Source organism: Singulisphaera photorubra (genome assembly GCF_045290345.1).
Lineage (GTDB): Bacteria > Planctomycetota > Planctomycetia > Isosphaerales > Isosphaeraceae > Singulisphaera.
In genome coordinates, this window is the sequence record NZ_CP155447.1 from 5,487,964 (window position 1) to 5,506,227 (window position 18,264).

The following is an 18,264-nucleotide window of genomic DNA, read 5'->3' on the forward strand; positions in this document are numbered from 1 at the left end:
GGGGAATCTCGAACCCAGCACGGCCTTTGCTCTAGGGGGAGAGAACGATCATGTTGACGACCGAAGCAACTGCGGCGGCTAATCCGAAGACCGTCGACTCGTTGACGCCGTCGTCCTCGTATGATCGCCATCCGGTCGTGCTCGCATTTTTCTCGGCAATGCTCCTCTGGTTTTCGTTCTTGCCAACCGACTGGAGCTGGCTGGCTTGGGGGGCGCTCGTCCCCTTGCTCCTGCTGATCAAGAGTCAGCGGTCGCGCCGCTCGATCTACTTCGGAGCTTGGACCGGAGGGATGCTGTTCTGGGTCCTCTCGATCCAGTGGGTCCGACTGACGGACAGCGACGCCTGGCTCGCCTGGTTGGTCATGGCGCTGGCGCTCTCGGTCTGGTGGCCTGGGTTTCTGCTCCTGGCGCGGCTCTCGGTGCTCCGGCTCGGGATCCCTCTGATGGTGGCGGTCCCTCTGATCTGGGTGGGGCTCGAGTTCGTCCGCGCCCACATCCTCACCGGATTTCCTTGGTACTACCTGGCTCACAGCCAGCACCGAGTCCTTCCCTTGATTCAGATCGCGGACACAACCGGGGCGCTGGGTGTGAGCATCCTGATCGCCTTGGTCAACGCCTGGCTGGTCGACCTCCGTACGCTGCCCCTTCTGCAGTCGACACCGCGAGGGGATCGGCTCGCCCGTCCTCAGCTCGTTCGCGCCTCGATCGTCCTGGGCCTGCTTGCGGTCACGGCCGGCTACGGCACGTTTCGGATCACGACCGCCCGATTCCAGGATGGCCCCAGGCTCGCCCTGCTCCAATCAAACCTGGAACAATCGCGCAAGGCTCCAAGCAATCACGAGCAGATTCTCCTGACGTACAAGTCGTTGGTGGAGCGGGCGCTCCGGGAGAACAAACGACTGGATCTCATCGTCTGGCCCGAAACCTCCTACCCGTTACCGTTCGTCGTCCGGGACCCCCAACTCAGCGACTCGGATTATGAGCGCCAGGCGAGAGCGATCGACCCGAAGAATGGCCGGGAGGTCTGGAACTATTGGGAGCAAGAATCCACGTTCCAGCTCCACAACTGGACCGATCAGGTCCGGGTCCCCATGCTCGTGGGAAGCACGCTGTACGACTTCCACGCTTCCGGCTTTTCCAAGGTCAACGCGGCGATCCTGTTCGAGCCCGGCGTCAAGGCGATCCAGCGGTACGCCAAGATCCACCTCGTCCCGTTTGGTGAGTACGTCCCGCTCATTGACCTCTTTCCCTGGCTGACGGTTTTGACTCCCTACCGAAACGGCACGATTCCACTGCTCACGTTCGGCACCAAGCCAGCCTGGTTTCAACTCGGCCGGTATCGGTTTGCCACGGCCATCTGCTTTGAAGACACCATCCCCCACCTCGTGCGCCGGTTCTTCCAGGGGCAAGGAACCCGGCTGCCGGACGTCGTGCTCAACATCTCCAACGATGGCTGGTTCAGAGGTTCCTCTGAACACGATATCCATTTGGCGATCAGCGTGTTTCGCGCGATCGAGAATCGGGTTCCGCTGGCGCGGGCGGTCAACACTGGAGTATCGGCGCTGATTGACGGCAATGGTCGCGTGATCGCCGCTCTGCCCAAGGTCACGGAGGAAGTCCTCTCCGTCACAGTCCCGCTCGACGACCGCGTCGCCCTCTACTCGGAATGGGGGGACTGGCTCGGAATCGGTTGCCTGGCCCTCACCCTTGGGTTGATCCCGGCCTGGCTTTTGCAAACGGTCCGGTCCCGCCGATCCGTCTAACCCAAATTCACCAAGCCTCCTTGCTTGTCAGACCCGGATTCATCGGGTAAGTTTAGTCGTGTTCGAAACCGGGGAGTGCAGGGAAGAATCGTTCACCAAATGATTCTTGCCGGCCCCGGACTCGGTCCTGTAAAATATGCAAAGGAATGGCGATGGCGCAACCTTTTAGGTGGCACGCATCGGCCTGACTCCACTTCCCGGACCCGCACGGTCTCTGTCCCCTTCCCCGCGCTTGACTCGTGGCGGCACGACGCAAGGGGTACACGGCCGACCGTCTTCTCCAAGACCTGCTTAGGATGGGACCATGACGTTCGTCGGCAAGATCCTCGTGATCGTCATCATGGCCTTCTCGCTGATGTTCCTCGGCATCTCGACGGTGGTCTTCACGACCGCCCAGAACTGGAAGGCAGCGACCACGGCCGCCAAGGCTCAAGTCGCAGAGCTTCAGAAGAAAAACTCGGACGCAACCGCAGCCATCAACACGCTTAAAGGCGATCTCACCAAGGCCCAAACCGAGCACAAAGAGGCTGTCAAGCGGCTGGACAGCACCATTGCCCAGCTGACGGGGGACATCGAAACGATTCGGGGCGAGGCCACGGCGGCTCGCGGCGAGGTGACCACCGCGCAGGCGAACGCCAAGACTGCCCTCGAAGAGGCGGAGCATAGCCGCAACGAAGCGCAACGACTTCGTGAGCAGAAGCTGGAGGTCGAAAAGCAGGCCAATGATTTCAAACTCCAGCAGGCAGAGCTAAACGACCAGATCCGCATCCTGACTCGTGAACGCGACGTGGCCAAGAACAACGCCGACGTCCTCCGCGAAACTTCAGCCAAGTTCTCCGCCCTGCTCCGGCAGCACGGCCTTTCGGACGACATCACTCAGGTCAAGGGACTGGAAAGCCCCCCTTCCGTCCACGGTGAAGTTGCTCGAGTCGACCAGGACAATCGGGTCGAATTGACGATCGGGTCGGATGACGGCCTGGTCGTGGGCCATGAGCTGTTCCTTTGGAGACTGAAGCCGAAACCTGAGTATCTCGGCAAGGTTCGCATTGTCTCCGTCGACCCGGACCAGGCCGTGGGCGTGGTGGTCGGTGGGACAACCATCCAAGGCAAAAAGATAAAGGAGGGCGACATTGTCTCGTCCACGTTCCGCAGCGGCCCGCGGAGCTAGCGGGGGAGCCCGAGCTGCCGGTCGCCCTGGCGTCTTTGTCCAGTCCCCTCGCAGCGACGTCTACGTAGCCATGCTAGGCGTCGCCCTCGGGGCCATGGTCCTCGGATGCCTCCTACTCGTCTTGATCCTCCAACGCTACGAATTTACGACCAAGGCCGCCAGCCTGCTGACCCCGCCCTCAAACACAGCCTTGGCGGCTCTTTCCGAAAAATCCGAACATTGGTCCAGTGTACGCTTGTAAACTGACCCGTGCTGGAATAGAATGCCGTTGTCCGATCGATTCCGTGTGCGTCACCGGGATTGATCGGGCGACGGCGTTTTCGGTGTTACTCCCCCGAGACGTCGTCCTTGCACCCGGTGTTTGATACCAGTCGAGGGCGGCGGGGCGGTCCAAACCGCGCCTGCCCGATCCTCCGGGGGGCGTCAGCTATGACTCAGCATCCCGACTTATTTGCGGCCCTCGCCGCACCCTTCGATGCCCAGGAAATCAAGCTTCGTTCGCAGACCGGACGGCAGCTCCACTACATCACGGCGCGAACCGTGATGAACCGACTCGACACCGTTCTCGGACCTGAGAACTGGTGGGATCATTACGTGCCCGGTGAAAACAGCGTCATGTGTGAGTTGACGATCCGATTGCCGGATGGGTCAACCCTGACCAAGTCCGACGCCGGCGGCTACGCTGGGATGGCCGACTCAGGCGACGACGACAAGTCGGGCTACTCGGACGCGTTCAAACGGACCGCCGTCAAATTTGGAGTGGCCCGTTACCTGTATCGAGACGGTGTTCCCGCCTTCGTGCAGGAACGCACCCCTGGAATCGAGCAGGCACTGGCCGTCACCGAGACGCAGGGCTCGCCGGCCCCGGCACCCTCGCAGGGGCGTTCAGCGACGACCACGGCTCACGGCAATGGGGGACCGCCCCGCTCCGGCAAGGCGCTCTTCGCCTGGACGAAAGACCAGGAACAGCGCTATTCGGTCGGGCTCCTGAAGTACCTCAACAGCTGGGCGAAGCTGCAAGAATTCCCAGGTCGAATGGTGGACTGGGACGCCGAGCAGGTGACGCTCGCCCACGCGGAGGCGTGTCGGAAACTCCAGTCGATCCACGCGACGCCGTCCGAAGCCTACGAGGAAGCCCTGGCCAACTGAGAAATCGCTCGGATTCGCTTGAAAGCCCGCTGAATTGAATGGAACACCCCGGCGGTCGCACACCAGCGGCCCCGGGGTGTTTTCGTCGGTTCGTCGGTTGAAGGCCCGCGGTCAGGCTCTGGCTCCGTGGAGTTGCGGAGCGTTCAAAGGCTGATTGGAAGGATGGGGCGTTCCATAGCGGAACCGATCTTTCAGATTCGCGATGGGTTGCTCGATCCAATGCCAGGAAATGGAAGCGAGCGCGATGGTCAAACCAATCTTAACTCCATCCAACCAGAGCGGTTCGCCTAGTTTGAGGTACCGAGCGGCCGACCAGAGCACGATGAAGACGAACGAATGGAACAGGTAAATCCCGTAACTGACCTTCCCCAGATAACCCAGGCGAGCATCACGTAAAATACGGAGGCTGGGATGGCCTGTATTGAGGATGACCAATCCGATCAGACCGAAGTAGAGCAGATTCCAGGAAAGGACCATCAATGAGGGTAAAAGCGACATCTCGCTGAAATCCATCCCGAGCGTGGCTGTTGTTGTCGCCAATGCAAAGCCCACTGCGAATAGACTGGTGAGACTGAAGCCAAGCTGAATCTTCTCTCGATGTCGCTCCACCTGTTCGCGGTTGATGAAAATCACCGCCAGCAACGCACCGAACGCGAATCCGTCGCACCGAGCCAGGAGGAGCCACCAATGAAACCCCAGGCTTCGCATGACAACCGATAAGATCACAAGCGCAACGGAGATTGGCACGAGCGGCCAGCGGCCTACAAGAACCACCAGGAGCGGCCAGAACAAGAAAAATTGTTCTTCTATGGCGAGACTCCACGTGTGCTCAAAATACCAGTTGAATGCCGGAGTTGAGTCCGACCAATATCGCGTTACATTTTGCGTAAAGGTCATATAGTAGGGAAGGCCGTCCATCGGGAACGGCTTACCGAGGTAAGGATTCACCAAAATCAAAAATATGAGCACAATAAAATAAATCGGCCAAATCCGCAGCCAACGCCTGATGGAGAAAGTGAAAAGAAATCGAGCCCCACCCCCTTTTTTGAGGATGATCGAGCTTAGAAGATAGCCGGACAGGACGAGGAAGAGATCAACGCGGACCCCGTGTAGAGCAAACGCCTGTGGTTTCAGATGATAGATCATCACGGCCATCGCCGCGAGGCCGCGAATGGCATCTAACTCCGTGATTCTGCGCATAGGAGGTGATCTCCTTATCACTCTTTAGGTGCATCCCTGCCTTAGAGCGTAGATTTTGCCCCGATTCAGGGCTCGTATTCGGCCGAAAACCAGCCTGATGAGGGGTACTGCTTCGACGCTCTTAAAGATGAAGTGGCTTAACCCTACTAAGTGCTTCGGCGATATTCAAGTTAAAAAATGTAACGACAACCCGCTTGACACACGAGCAAAACCTATACCTAGCGAAACAAAGCCCGCCGGCACTGGCATCCAATCGGACCTCCTCCAGGAGAAGGCCGCGAGCAAACTCTGGTCACGCCCGCTCCAAGCGGTTGCGTTTGCGAGCCGGCCACAAGTCGCTTGGGCGAGTTGCGTCACCCCCAAAATCACGAGCGACATTCCTGGAGCGAGTCCATCCCAACGGCTCGCCCACTGAGCCTCACCCCGGCGAGTTCCCATTCCGCAACAGGGGAAAATCGCCGACCGAAACAGTAAAACCCACCAAAATCACCCTGCCTCTCCATTTGACATCACAGCCCGAACACTCCAAAATTTTCCTTGTGAGGGGATTGTGAGAGGCTCGTTCATCAAAAAGGTTGGGTTCTTCCGGTCGAAGTGGTCGATGACCATTGAAGTGGCGATGCCGGAGAGGTCGTCCTGCGTGAATGGATTCCCTGCGACCTTGAACTGATCGATTGGCTCATTCGCCATTTGTTTTGGGAGCGGTTGGGCCTTTCTCGTAAAAGGCTCCGCCCCCGCGGGGCGCACGAGATCGCGAGCGAATGTCGATCCGTTCTCGAGGCCCATTCCCTTTCGACCCACGGGTGAGGTGAGCCAGCGCCGGTTTCATCGCACGACCCGATGATTCGGGCCTCATCCCTCCCGTCGGGGTGAAATTGCGGCCGGTTTGGTCTCGGAATCCTTCACAGTCCGAATGCAATTTCACCTGAACACTCATATCGTCCGCAGAACCATAGGTGGCTTTCAACGGCGTAGGGCAACAAGAATTCTCATCGAGAATGCGGAGCGCCCAGGGAGGAATCTCGATCCCGAGCGACGGGCCCCGGCACTGGTCGGATGTTCTCGCCGGCCGAGTCTGGTTTTCGTCGTTCGACTTCAGAAGCAATAAGGACGCGTCATGCCTACCGTCTCCCTGGCCCTGATGTGGCATCAACACCAGCCGTACTACCCTGACGACGTCGCGGGCGAAAACCCGATGCCCTGGGTCCGTCTCCACGGCACGAAAGATTACCTGGGGATGGCGCTGCACCTCGAGGAGGTGCCCGAGTTTCGCTGTACGATCAATCTCGTCCCGAGCTTACTCGTCCAGATCGAAGCTTACGTGCATGGCGCGACCGACAAGCATCTGCGCGTCTCTCGCCTTCCCGCCGACGGAATGGACCACGACGACGCTCTTTACCTGCTCGACAACTTCTTCATGGCTCATGCCGATGCCATGATCCGTCCCCACCCGCGCTACAACGAACTCTACCATCAGCGCGGTCTCGGGGTCGATTCGGCCGAGCAGGCGCTTCCCCGATTCCGAGAACGCGACCTCCGCGACCTCCAAGTTTGGTCGAACCTGAGCTGGATGCACCCGATTCTGTTCGAGAAAGACCCCGAGCTCGCCGAGTTCAAGGCCAAGGGCAAGCGCTACTCCGAGGACGAGAAGCAGTGGCTGCTGGACAAGCAGCGCGAACTCCTTGCTCAGATCATTCCGCTACACCGCAAGCTCGCCGACCGAGGGCAGGTCGAGCTCACCACCACGCCCTTTTACCACCCGATCATCCCCCTGCTCTTCGACAAGCGGCTGGCCCGCGAGGCCATGCCCGACGTCAACCTGCCCAGCTACCGCGACGGCTACCTCGACGACGCCGAGGTTCACGTGAAACGGGCCGTCGAGAGCCACCAGAAGCATTTCGGCGAGCGGCCTCGCGGGATGTGGCCGAGCGAGGGGTCGGTCTGCCAGGCGATGATTCCGCTTTTGGAACGCCACGGCATCGAGTGGATCGCCACCGACGAAGAGATCCTCGGCGCTTCGACTCACGGCAAGGTCGGGCGCGATAGCCGAGGTCACGTCCGTCACCCCGAGCTCCTCTACCGTGCCTGGAAGGTGGCCGAGCAAGGGAGCGAGCTTGGCATCGTCTTCCGCGACCATTCCATGTCCGACCAGGTCGGCTTCCACTATCAGCGCAGCCCCGGACCGGCCGCCGCGAACGACTTCATCGGCAAGCTCCACTCGATCGGCGACGCCTGCCGCCAGAATCCGGCGACGCTCGTCCCCGTGATTCTCGACGGAGAAAACTGCTGGGAGTACTACCCCGACGGCGGCGTCTCGTTCCTCCGCTCGCTCTACCAGAGCGCGGTGCGCGACGCACGGGTCAAGCCGGTGACCGTGGGCGAATTCCTCCGCAACCACCCTCCGTCCGACTCGCTCCCCCGCCTCTTCTCGGGGAGCTGGATCAGCCACAACTTCGCGATCTGGATCGGACACCCCGAGGACAACCGCGCCTGGGATGCCCTCCATGCCACTCGGGAATTCCTCGTCCGCGAGGTCGAGACCGGCCGTCACAACCCCGCGATCCTGGCACGGGCCTGGGACGAAATCTACATCGCCGAAGGTTCCGACTGGTTCTGGTGGTACGGTGACGATCACTCGAGCGCGCTCGACGCCTTGTTCGATCACCTGTTCCGTAAGCACCTCCGAAACGTTTACACCTTGCTGGCTCAAGATCCTCCCGGCAGTCTCTTTACGCCAATCTCCCAGGCCGTGAGCCACCGGCCGATCCACGACCAGCCAACCAGCTTCCTCAACGTGACGGTCGACGGCCGCTCGTCCTACTTTGAGTGGATCAACGCCGCCCGCTACGTTTGCGGCAATGAGCGGGGGACGATGGCCCTCGTCACGCGCGGGCCGCTCCACACGATCTGGTTCGGTTTCAGTGCCGATCGACTCCTGATCCGGGTCGATACCGACGGCGGACCGGCAAGCGAGCGGCTGGCCGAGACGAGCCAGCTCCGCGTCGGGTTTGTGGATCCGGCCGAGTGGGAGATCGTGGTTGAATCTCCCTCGCTCCCCAGGCCGACGGCCCACATCAACCATTCCGGCCAACCCTCCAGCAATGGAACCACCGTGGAAGTGGCCACCGGCAAGATCCTTGAGCTGGCCGTCCCGTTCGGCCGCCTTGGCCTTCGCGCCGACGATCCGATTCGCTTCTACGTCGAGTTGATCACAGGGGAGTCGAGCATCGATCGCGCTCCGCGCGAGGGCATCTTCGAACTGTCGGTTCCGACTCCTGACTTCGAACGAATCCAGTGGCAAGCCTGAGGTTCACCGAATCATTAGCCTTGGGAGAGTGGGACTTGGCGTCATCCTTCGTGAATCGCTTCTTAAAGCTCCCCAAGGTTGTTCACGGCCTAGCCGAAGAGGAGACTCAAAATGCCCGAACTGCGTAAAGATCCGATCGTCGGCCGCTGGGTGATCATCGCGCACGAGCGGGCAAAGCGACCTCACGACTTCAGCGGCGAGGCACAGTTACAACCCGAAGGGAGCTTCTGCCCGTTCTGCGAGGGGAACGAGGACAAGACGCCGCCGGAGATCGTCGCCTACCGCGAACGGGGAACGCGGCCCAATGGGCCAGGGTGGCGGATCAGGGTTGTCCCCAACAAGTTCCCCGCCCTGAAGATTGAGGGGAACCTGAACAAACGCGGTGAGGGGATCTATGACAAGATGGCGGGCGTTGGCGCCCACGAGGTCATCATCGAGAGCCCTCGACACCACGTCAGTCTCCCCGAGCTTCCGGAAGAGAACGTTCGCGAGATCCTCTGGGTCTATCGCGATCGGCTGGTGGACCTGAAAAAGGATTCGCGACTGGTCCACGGCATGCTCTTCAAGAATGTGGGCTCAGCCGCGGGTGCAAGTCTGGAGCACACCCACAGTCAGTTGATCGTCACCCCGATCGTGCCGATCTCGGTCTGGGAAGAAATGACCGGATCGCTGGAATTCTTCAATTACCGGGGGCGCTGTATCTACTGCGACATGGTCCAGCAAGAGCTTTCCACCGAGAAGCGGATCGTGCTCGACACCTCTCACTTCACCGCCTTCTGCCCATACGCAAGCCGCTTCCCATTCGAGACCTGGATTGTCCCCAAGACCCATTCGAGCCACTTCGAGAACATCCCAAAGCAAGGGGTCGACGACCTGGCGACCGTACTGAAGCAGGTGCTAGGCAAGCTGGAACTCGCCCTGGATAACCCCGCCTATAACTACATCATCCACACCTCGCCGTTCGACCACCAAGAGCTGCCCCACTACCACTGGCACATCGAGATCATCCCCAGGCTCTCCAAGGTCGCCGGGTTCGAGTGGGGATCCGGCTTCTACATCAACCCGGTACCTCCCGAGGACGCGGCCGCCTTCCTCCGCGAGACCGAGTATCCCACGACCTCGACCTCTCTCATGAGTCATGGGACCGGTCTGGCCTGACAAGCACGATCGCACAGCGCTCCATGGGTTGCTCCCATGGCGGTCGGAGGAGCCAGGGGGGCCGCGGTCTCGACTTCGAGCCCCAGACGCTCGGCAAAAGGCCCTCGAGTCTGGCTCTCGATGACGAGCCACTCCTCTGGAACAACTCCGCACTTAACTTCGCAATTTCCCCGTCTTACCCGAGCGACAAAAAAAGCCAAACCGACCACCTCAAAGTCGATTCAAATCGGGCTCCGGAATCGACGCGCGGACTCGACAATCGGGATTGGCGATCGAGGGAGGCTTCTGCGAGGATGGAACCGCTCGCCACACACGGCCGCAGACTGCCAAGAGGGCTTCCCATGTCCGGTGTCCGCCTGATCCTCGCCTTGCACAACCACCAGCCCGTGGGCAATTTCGACGGCGTCTTCGAAGGGGCCTATCGCGACAGCTACCTGCCGTTTCTGGACGTGCTGGAAGGGTATCCCGAGATCCCGTTCGCGTTGCATACCTCGGGACCGCTCCTGGAGTGGCTGGTCGAGCGAAAGCCCGAATACATCGCTCGGGTTCGCGCCTTGGTGGAAGCTGGCCGGGTCGAGATCCTGGGCGGCGGCTTCTACGAACCGATCATGACCATGATCCCCCACCGGGACCGGGTGGGACAGATCCGCGCCTATTCGAGCTACCTGAACGACCTCCTCGGTGCAAACATTCGCGGCATGTGGATGCCGGAGCGAGTCTGGGAACAGCACCTCGTTCTGGCTCTGGCCGAGGCGGGCATCGAATACACGGTACTCGACGACTTCCACTTCCAGCGTGCCGGGCTGAACGAGTCGGAACTCTTCGGTTATTACCTCACGGAGGACGAAGGTCGGCTGCTCAAGGCCTTTCCGGGTTCGGAGCGACTGCGCTACACGATCCCGTTCCAAGAGCCCCACGCGACCTACGAATACCTCCGGCATCTAGCCGACCATCACCCCGGCTCAACGGTCGTCTTCGCCGATGATGGTGAAAAATTCGGCTGTTGGCCCGACACCCATGACCATGTCTACACACGAGGATGGCTGCGCCGATTCTGCGACATGATCGCCGGCAACCGCGATTGGATCGAGCCAACAACCTTCGCGCGGGCTGTCGACGAAACGCTTCCCCTGGGCAAAATCTACCTTCCCGACAGCTCCTATCGCGAAATGACCGAGTGGGCCCTGCCCGCCTCCCGGCTGACCGCTTACCAGGAGTCGATCCGCCAGACCGCGAACGATCCAGGCGCCGAACGGCTCAAGCCGTTCCTCCGCGCGGGGGGGTACTGGCGGAACTTCAAAGCGCGTTATTCCGAGAGCGACGAGATGTACGCCCGGATGCTCGAACTCTCGCGTCGACTGGCTCTCGCCGAGGCTAATCCAACCGTCGACCCCGACTATCTCGACGCCGCGCGACAAGAACTCTACCGCGGTCAATGCAACTGCCCTTACTGGCACGGCGCGTTTGGCGGACTCTACTTGCCCCACCTCCGGAACGCGATTTATCGCAGCCTGATCGCATCCCACAACGCTCTGGATGACGCCGAGGGGAAAGAGGGGCCTCGCGTTTCACTCGATGTGGCCGACTTCAACCTCGACGCACGACAGGAAGTGCGCCTCGAGAACGACCGGCTCATCGCCTACGTCCGACCCGCGACGGGGGGCCACATCTACGAGCTCGACGACCGACGCGCTCTGACCAACCTCCTGGCCACTCTCGACCGACGACCCGAGGCCTACCACGGCGTGATCGCTTCCGCCGCGCAGTCGGGCACTGGCCATTATGACGGACCGGCGATCATCAGTGACCGGCTCGTCATGAAGCAGGAGGGGCTCGACCGGCTCCTGGTCTATGATCGGCATCCTCGCAAAGGCCTCGTCGATCACTTCTACTCGAAGGATGTCACGCTTAAGGAGCTGGTGGATTGCCACGACGTCGAGCGTGGTGACTTCCTCGTGGGCGCCTACCACTCGCGCGTTCAGAGGACCCCCGACCGTGTCGCCCTCTTCATGGACCGGCCAGGTTGGGCGGAGGGGCACCGGATCCACATCCGCAAGACGATCGAGCTGGGAGCGGACTCCTCGAGCCTCGACGTTCACTACGTTCTCGAAGAGCTTCCGCTCGACACCACGCTCCATTTCGCCGTCGAGATGAACTTCGCGGCGATGGCAGGCCACGCCGATGACCGCTACTTCAGCGACGGAGCGGGCGGCCGGCTCGGAATGCTCGATACCCGGCTCGACCTGGCCCGGACCGAATCGTTGGAATTGGTGGACGAATGGCTCGACCTCTCGATTCAGCTCCAATGGTCGAACCCGGCGGGCCTCTGGTGCTTCCCGATCGAGACGGTCAGCCAGAGCGAGGGCGGGTTCGAGGGAGTCTACCAGAGTTCGGCGGTCATCCCGCACTGGCTCGTCAGCGGCGACGAATCAAGGCGCTGGGAGGTCCGGATCCGCTGGACGTTCGACCAAGCCCGCGCCCACCGCGGGTCGCCCCTGGTTCCGGACCTCAGTCGGCCCCGAGCGACCGCCACCCCTTGACGCGACCCAATGAGCCATGATCTGGCCCTTTAACGCCAAGAAAACGGAGCCGTCCCGATCGTCGTCGCTGGATGCGGCGGCGATCGTCCGGCAATCGCGTCGGCTTCGGTTCCGAATCCGGCCAGGCGCGGTCTCGATGCTGTCCGGCGCCTATCATGGAGCACGGCCGGGGATCGGGCTCACATTCGCCGAACTGCGGGCGTACGAACCGGGCGACGATGTCCGCCATCTCGACTGGAATGTCACGGCGCGGCAAGGGAAGCCTTACGTCCGTCGGTTCATCGAAGAGCGATCCCTGGTCCTCTGGCTCCTCGTCGACGTTTCCGCCAGCCTCCGATTCGGCCCCGAGGGAAAGTCCAAGGCCGACCGGGCGTCGCAGGCCGCCGCCCTGCTCGCGACGGCGGCGATTCAGAACGGCGATCGGGTGGGCCTGGTCCTGGTGAGCGACCGCGTCGAGGCCGAACTGCCTCCCGGTGGTGGAACCCGACACCTGGCCCGAGTGGTCCGAGCCCTGGTCGCGACCCCGGCCAGTTCACGGCGGACCGCCCTGGCGGTCGGCCTCACTCGGCTCCGCCGTTCGGCTCGCCGCGCCTTCATCGTTGTCCTTAGCGACTTCCTCACTCCCGAGCCTGTCGGAATTTGGCGGCAGGCCTCCCGGCGGCACGAGGTCGTCGCCCTCAGGCTGGTTGATCCACGTGAAGAGACGCTCCCGAACGCCGGCCTGGTCGCACTCGAGGACGCCGAGCTCGGGACCAGGCGGATCATTGACACGAGCTCGGCGCGAGTTCGCGAGGCCTACGCCGAGGCGGCGCAACAACGGCGGGCCGATCACCGTCGCTGGTGCGCGGCAGCTGGCCTGACCGGCTACGAAATCTCCACGACCCAAGACCCCATCGGCCCCTTGATCCAGTTCTTCTCGGGCCGTGCCAGCCGTCGGGGCAAATCGTGAACCCAACGTCCAAGGCCATCTACACCCCACCTCGTCCCAATCTCGGACCAGAAGCTCCCCTGGCCGAATCCCCCCCTTGGTTCGGGCTCGGGGTCGGGCTCGCGCTGGCCGGCGTCGGCTCGGCATTCCTCCTTCGAAGACGCCGGCGGCGAAAGCCGACCCCACCAACCACAAAGCAACGTCCGGGCGTACCGGAAGAGGGTTCAGTCTCCCCACATGAGCGAATGATCGCCTGGTCGCTCTCTATCCGCGAATCAATGGCCGACGCCTTCGGCTCCGCCTGGCTGGCCAAGACCACCGAGGAAATCGCCAACGATTCCACCTTGGTCGACGCGATCGGTCCCGAGCCCGCCGAGCGGCTCATCGCCTTCCTGGCCGAGGCCGATCGAGCCAAATTCGCCAACTCGCTCGAGCTCCTATCCTCAACCGTGGCCGAGGCCGAGCTTCACGAACTGATCAACATCATTGCGCAGTCCAACCCAAAACCATCCCCTCACATCTAAACTCGCCGACCAACCGTAATTCGGCCTCCCCCTGTTCCAAAGCATCGACCCCAGTCAGCCTCCAGCCCGAGGGGAAACCGCGATCGGTTTCGCTAGGACAGAGAGCCGAGACGAAGCCCAAGCGGCAACGGCGAAGGACCGACGAGAAACGACAGGAGGGGGACATGAGCGAGAAGAGCACCTGTCGCGTGCGACGCAAACCGGCGTCACTTATGAGCCCGGCTGACCTCATCCTGGCGGAAACGAACGCCGAGCGTATCGGTCTGGTCGATCCCGGTCCGCAGCCGGACACGCCAGGTCATCTGGGGGGACAGGCGGTCGGAGACGTCCGGCGCACTGACCAACCAGGTCACGTACGACTCGCCGGGCTGAAGCTCTTTGAACGTTTGACCTCGGATCGACCACTCGCTATCGACCGCCAGAGGATACATCGCGATCGGTCCTCCCTTGGCCGACTCGATGAAGCTATCCGGTCCTCCTCGATCGCGCTCGCGGAGAAACGCTTCGTCAAGTGGAACAAAAATCGAGTCCGAGGAGACATTCTTGAGCTTCACCTTGAGTTTGAGGGCATTGGCTCCACCACCGCGATACTCGGACTCGTCGAAGGTCTGCTCCAACTCGACCGATCCCAAAGCAATCGTCAGCGGGGTGACCTCCAGTGAGCCGCTTCGGATCGGTTGCCCCAACTTGGTCAGGTGGTCCTCAGCGATGGGCAGCGGAGGGACCCACTTGCGTGACTGGTCGGCCCTTCGACCGGGATCGAGTCGATTCTCAGCCGCCGGGAAGAGGTCCGCTTCCTCCCCTTCGCGAAGCTTGCGGCCGCTGAAGAGAACCCAGAGGAGCCCGAGCGTCACCGCGCTGGCATAGCTGAACAGCAAGAGGTTCGGCCACGACCTCCCACGGTGAGGAAGTTCCTCGTCGTCCTCCTCATCGTCCTCGTCCGGCACGGAATCGCCTGTCTTCGGGGGTGATGGCCCATCAAGCCGGATCGCCAGAGGGACCTGAAACTCCGCCACGGACTCGACCGGCGATGGCTCCGATGGATCCAACCCGGTGAGGGCTGCAAGCGCCAAGAGAGCATCGAAAGATCCGGCCGGCCCCGATTCCGAAGGAAGTTGCTCACGACTTGATGGATTGAGGCCCGGAGGGAGCTCGAGAACCTCCGGGTTGGAGGGGGGAAACGCCGAGACCAGGGCCGACGCTTCGGGGGAACTTGGCTCGACAGGATCAGGAGGCAATTCCGGCTCGGGGACGAGACGCGGCTCCGGCTCCGTCGTCGAAAATGCCCCTAGAAACGGGTCAGGCGCAGGTTGTGTGATCGATTCGGCCAGAAGCCTGTTGAGCTCATCGCCGCTGCTACTCGAATAAGGAGGGAGCGGGAGTGAGGGATCTTTCTCCCCCTCGGTCGTCGGCGAAGTTCCAGGCTCGTGAAGACCGGAGGAAGAAGCATCAGACCTCGGCACGTCGAGCGCGGGATCATGGGTCTCACTGCTCATCGCTCGATCTCCTCAAAACGCCTCAGCCGGGAGTCGCCCCCTCAGCAAAAAGCTCCCGATATCTTGGCCTTTCGGATCGATCATACCACTCCATGCTTGCGAGTGCGATTGCAAATGCTTCTTCGTCAAGTTCGTAAGGGAGTTCCCCAAGGATGCCGATCGGCCCGACGTGTCGGGCGAGTTCTTCGGCGTTGGTCGCTTCCGCCAGGTCTGCGCCCTCAACGCCGGGTTCGGAGCGGTTGAGCACGATCCCAGCCACGCGAAGGCCACGTCGTTGCGCGCACTCGACCGTCATCAGCGTGTGGTTCAAGGTTCCCAACCCCCTGCGAGCCACGATCAGGAGTGGATAGTCGAGCGCCTTGGCCAGATCGGCCACGGTCATCCGATCCGCCAAGGGAGCGAGAAACCCACCCACTCCCTCGACAACCATGACGTCGGCTCGCTCGGACCACCATCCGAGGGCGTCGCGCACTCCTTGAAGTACCTTGTCGGGCGAGAGTGGTGTTCCCAAGCGGCGGGCCGCCACGGAGGGGGCCAACGGTTCCTCGAACACCAGCGGCACCACGCGTTCAAGAGGAATCGAGCCGCCGACCGCGCGGATCAAGGCTTCGCCATCCTCACACTCCCAGCCTTCGCCGCGCCGCACTGCGCCTGTCGCGACTGGCTTGAGAACCCCGACGCGTCGTCCTTGCCCGGTCAGGATCCGAGCGATCGCGGCGGCCACCCGCGTTTTTCCCACACCGGTGTCGGTGCCGACGACGAAGAGTCCCGGGGGAATCGTCACGCTGATCCCTCCGTGATCTCGACGACGCACCGGAAGAGGATGTCGAGCATCTCGTCGAGTTGCTCCAACGTGATCGCCAAGGGAGGCCAGATGACGAGGGTGTCGCCGAGCGGACGGACGAGAAGACCGAAGTCGCGTGCTCTCATGCAGACGCGAGCGCCAACCTGCTCGAGCCAAGGATAAGAAGTCTTGGTCGCCTTGTCAGCGACCAGCTCGATGCCGGCGATCAATCCTCGCTGGCGGGCGTCGCCCACATGGGGAAGCTCCCGGAACGCCGCCAGGCGTTCCGCCAGGCGGTTGACCTTCGGCACCATGTTGGCGAGAGTCTGCTCCTCGTCGAAGACGCGCAAGCAGGCCAGAGCCACGGCCGCTCCGAGCGGATTCCCACCATAGGTATGGCCATGATAAAACGTCTTCCCTTCGGCCAACGTCCCCCGGAAGGCAGAGTAGATCTCCTCCGTGGTGAGCGTCGCCGCCAGGGGGAGGTAGCCACCGGTCAGACCTTTCGCCAAGCAGAGGATGTCGGGCTGGACCTGCTCCTGCTCGCAGGCGAAGAGCGTTCCAGTTCGGCCAAAGCCGACCGCCACTTCGTCGGCGATCAAGAGCGTGCCGTGGGCCCTGCTCAGTTCCCGAAGCCCTCGCAAGTATCCGTCGGGGTGGACGATCATCCCCGCCGCGCCCTGCACCAGCGGTTCCACCACGATCGCGACGACCTCACCGGGGTGCTCAGCCAAAACGCGATCGACGGCATTCAGACAGGCGAGAGCGCAGCTCGGTTGTTGTAGTTCGAGCGGACAGCGATAGCAATGCGGACTGGGAACCCGCAGGCTGGGAAAGAGCAAGGGGCCGAACATCGCGTGGAACCGATCGACCCCGCCCACGCTCACATCACCAAGCGTATCGCCATGGTAGGCGCCTCCCAGGGCCACAAACCGAGTTCGCTTCGGCTCGGGCTCAGCCTTTTGGCGCCAGTACTGGAACGCCATTTTCAAGGCGACTTCCACGGCCGTTGCGCCGTCGTCGGAGAAGAAGACTCGAGTCAGCCCCTCGGGCGTGAGCTCGACGAGCCGCCGCGCCAGCTCGATGGCCGTGGGGTGGCTGACGCCCAGGAGTGTGGAGTGAGCGACCTTGTCGAGTTGGTCGCGGATCGCCGCGTCGAGGGTCGGGTGCCTGTGCCCGTGGACGTTGCACCAGAGCGAGCTGACGCCATCGAGATAGCGCCGGCCCTGGACGTCGAACAGGTAGACTCCCTCGGCGCGGTCGATGACCAACGGTTCCGCCGCCTCCCAGTCGGTGAGCGCGGTGAAAGGATGCCAGAGATGGTCACGATCCCAAAGTCGAAGTGTTTCAGGGGTCATCATTCACTGATAGGTTGGCCACGGTGGAGCGTCTCACCGGGCAGGGTTTCTTTGGATTTCTTCTTCATCCAGACGGTGGTGCCAGGGCCTGCCGTCAGATGCCGTCCGGCATCACCGTTGACGATCGAGATCTCGATCCAGCCGGTACTGCCGGCCAGGGCCACCAGAGTGCCAGCGATTTCGTCGGCATAAGTGCGGCCCAGCCCATCGATTTGGGCGCCGGCCACCTCGATCGTCCAGTCTTCACGCGGCTGTTCGCCAAGCCGTTTCGCTTCTATGTTCGTGATCAGGTTGCCGAACGAGTCGCGAAGGATCACTTCCCCCACGAAACCGGTCTCGTTCTCGACCGCCTGAATATTGCGGAGTGTGACGAGCTTCGTTCGAACGGGGCCAAGCTCAGCGGGTTCGCCACCGACGAGCAGGTGCGCGGCGGCCGGCGCCAGGATGTCGCGGCCGTGAAACGTCGACGAGACGGGGATCCGTCGAAAAGCAGGGTTGGCAATTTCCCAGATCCCGCTCGGTTGACGATCGCGTGTGACCATGCTCAGCAAGCCGTTGTCGGGAACCACGAACCAGTGGTCGGCCACCAAGGCGACGATCAGCCGCCGGTCGGTTCCCACCCCGGGGTCGACCACGGCCAGGTGGACCGTCCCCTTCGGAAAAACATCAATGAGGCCTGAGAGGACAAATGCCCCTTCGAGGATGTTCTGCGGTGAAATGGTGTGGGTCACGTCGACGAATTGCGTGTGGTAGGCCAGCCCCAGGATCACCCCTTTGACCGCCGCCACGTACAGGCCTTCGCTCCCGAAATCGGTCGTCAGCGTCAGGATGGCTTGTCGCATCGCAAATCCGCCCGTCCGGGTTCACCCATCGTCCCCTCGGCTCCGAA

The 18,264-nt window shown here is 62.1% G+C and carries 13 protein-coding genes; 8 read left to right on the forward strand and 5 right to left on the reverse strand.

Annotated elements, in window-relative coordinates; all coding sequences use genetic code 11:
• Positions 1 to 50 precede the first annotated feature (50 nt).
• The 3 genes from lnt (at position 51) to V5E97_RS20760 (ending at position 4,080) form a co-directional block, all read left to right on the forward strand.
• The gene (gene lnt, locus V5E97_RS20750; RefSeq protein ID WP_406693428.1) at positions 51 to 1,763 is read left to right on the forward strand and encodes an apolipoprotein N-acyltransferase; all 1,713 of its coding nucleotides are present in this window, start codon (positions 51 to 53) and stop codon (positions 1,761 to 1,763) included.
• Between the two features lie 304 nt (positions 1,764 to 2,067).
• The gene (locus V5E97_RS20755) at positions 2,068 to 2,931 is read left to right on the forward strand and encodes a hypothetical protein (protein ID WP_406693429.1); all 864 of its coding nucleotides are present in this window, start codon (positions 2,068 to 2,070) and stop codon (positions 2,929 to 2,931) included.
• A 429-nt stretch (positions 2,932 to 3,360) separates the two neighbouring features.
• Positions 3,361 to 4,080: a Rad52/Rad22 family DNA repair protein gene (locus V5E97_RS20760; protein WP_406693430.1), complete on the forward strand. Its 720-nt coding sequence runs from the start codon at positions 3,361 to 3,363 to the stop codon at positions 4,078 to 4,080.
• Between the two features lie 111 nt (positions 4,081 to 4,191).
• Here the strand turns inward: V5E97_RS20760 and V5E97_RS20765 are convergent, their stop codons facing one another.
• Positions 4,192 to 5,280, reverse strand: a complete 1,089-nt coding sequence (locus V5E97_RS20765; RefSeq protein ID WP_406693431.1) for an acyltransferase family protein — start codon at positions 5,278 to 5,280, stop codon at positions 4,192 to 4,194.
• Between the two features lie 1,117 nt (positions 5,281 to 6,397).
• Here V5E97_RS20765 and V5E97_RS20770 point away from each other — a divergent pair.
• The 5 genes from V5E97_RS20770 (at position 6,398) to V5E97_RS20790 (ending at position 13,737) form a co-directional block, all read left to right on the forward strand.
• Complete coding sequence (locus V5E97_RS20770) at positions 6,398 to 8,587, forward strand: glycoside hydrolase family 57 protein (RefSeq protein ID WP_406693432.1); 2,190 nt, start codon at positions 6,398 to 6,400, stop codon at positions 8,585 to 8,587.
• 111 nt (positions 8,588 to 8,698) lie between these two features.
• On the forward strand, positions 8,699 to 9,745 hold the full coding sequence (gene galT, locus V5E97_RS20775) for a galactose-1-phosphate uridylyltransferase (protein WP_406693433.1): 1,047 nt from the start codon (positions 8,699 to 8,701) through the stop codon (positions 9,743 to 9,745).
• Between the two features lie 341 nt (positions 9,746 to 10,086).
• Positions 10,087 to 12,285, forward strand: coding sequence for an alpha-amylase/4-alpha-glucanotransferase domain-containing protein (locus V5E97_RS20780; RefSeq protein WP_406693434.1), 2,199 nt, complete (start codon positions 10,087 to 10,089; stop codon positions 12,283 to 12,285).
• Between the two features lie 16 nt (positions 12,286 to 12,301).
• Positions 12,302 to 13,234 carry a DUF58 domain-containing protein gene (locus tag V5E97_RS20785; RefSeq protein ID WP_406693435.1) on the forward strand — a complete coding sequence of 311 codons (933 nt, stop codon included), beginning with the start codon at positions 12,302 to 12,304 and terminating at the stop codon, positions 13,232 to 13,234.
• Positions 13,231 to 13,737: a hypothetical protein gene (locus tag V5E97_RS20790; RefSeq protein WP_406693436.1), complete on the forward strand. Its 507-nt coding sequence runs from the start codon at positions 13,231 to 13,233 to the stop codon at positions 13,735 to 13,737. The genes V5E97_RS20785 and V5E97_RS20790 overlap by 4 nt, the downstream gene beginning before the upstream one ends.
• Before the next feature lie 206 nt (positions 13,738 to 13,943).
• Here the strand turns inward: V5E97_RS20790 and V5E97_RS20795 are convergent, their stop codons facing one another.
• From V5E97_RS20795 to V5E97_RS20810, 4 genes are read right to left on the reverse strand one after another with little or no spacing between them, the layout of a single operon-like run.
• Positions 13,944 to 15,233, reverse strand: a complete 1,290-nt coding sequence (locus V5E97_RS20795; RefSeq protein WP_406693437.1) for a hypothetical protein — start codon at positions 15,231 to 15,233, stop codon at positions 13,944 to 13,946.
• 22 nt (positions 15,234 to 15,255) lie between these two features.
• Positions 15,256 to 16,017, reverse strand: coding sequence for a dethiobiotin synthase (gene bioD / locus V5E97_RS20800; protein WP_406693438.1), 762 nt, complete (start codon positions 16,015 to 16,017; stop codon positions 15,256 to 15,258).
• The gene (gene bioA / locus V5E97_RS20805) at positions 16,014 to 17,378 is read right to left on the reverse strand and encodes an adenosylmethionine--8-amino-7-oxononanoate transaminase (protein ID WP_406693439.1); all 1,365 of its coding nucleotides are present in this window, start codon (positions 17,376 to 17,378) and stop codon (positions 16,014 to 16,016) included. Before bioA ends, bioD begins: the two co-directional genes overlap by 4 nt.
• On the reverse strand, positions 17,375 to 18,217 hold the full coding sequence (locus V5E97_RS20810; protein ID WP_406693440.1) for an SAM hydrolase/SAM-dependent halogenase family protein: 843 nt from the start codon (positions 18,215 to 18,217) through the stop codon (positions 17,375 to 17,377). The genes bioA and V5E97_RS20810 overlap by 4 nt, the downstream gene beginning before the upstream one ends.
• Positions 18,218 to 18,264: the final 47 nt, after the last annotated feature.

What these genes read in the sequence shown, in the direction of transcription:
- lnt (WP_406693428.1), top strand. Translation starts at nt 51, where the DNA reads ATGTTGACGACCGAAGCAACTGCGGCGGCTAATCCGAAGACCGTCGAC.
- V5E97_RS20755 (WP_406693429.1), top strand. Translation starts at nt 2,068, where the DNA reads ATGACGTTCGTCGGCAAGATCCTCGTGATCGTCATCATGGCCTTCTCG.
- V5E97_RS20760 (WP_406693430.1), top strand. Translation starts at nt 3,361, where the DNA reads ATGACTCAGCATCCCGACTTATTTGCGGCCCTCGCCGCACCCTTCGAT.
- V5E97_RS20765 (WP_406693431.1), bottom strand. Translation starts at nt 5,280, where the DNA reads ATGCGCAGAATCACGGAGTTAGATGCCATTCGCGGCCTCGCGGCGATG.
- V5E97_RS20770 (WP_406693432.1), top strand. Translation starts at nt 6,398, where the DNA reads ATGCCTACCGTCTCCCTGGCCCTGATGTGGCATCAACACCAGCCGTAC.
- galT (WP_406693433.1), top strand. Translation starts at nt 8,699, where the DNA reads ATGCCCGAACTGCGTAAAGATCCGATCGTCGGCCGCTGGGTGATCATC.
- V5E97_RS20780 (WP_406693434.1), top strand. Translation starts at nt 10,087, where the DNA reads ATGTCCGGTGTCCGCCTGATCCTCGCCTTGCACAACCACCAGCCCGTG.
- V5E97_RS20785 (WP_406693435.1), top strand. Translation starts at nt 12,302, where the DNA reads ATGATCTGGCCCTTTAACGCCAAGAAAACGGAGCCGTCCCGATCGTCG.
- V5E97_RS20795 (WP_406693437.1), bottom strand. Translation starts at nt 15,233, where the DNA reads ATGAGCAGTGAGACCCATGATCCCGCGCTCGACGTGCCGAGGTCTGAT.
- bioA (WP_406693439.1), bottom strand. Translation starts at nt 17,378, where the DNA reads ATGATGACCCCTGAAACACTTCGACTTTGGGATCGTGACCATCTCTGG.
- V5E97_RS20810 (WP_406693440.1), bottom strand. Translation starts at nt 18,217, where the DNA reads ATGCGACAAGCCATCCTGACGCTGACGACCGATTTCGGGAGCGAAGGC.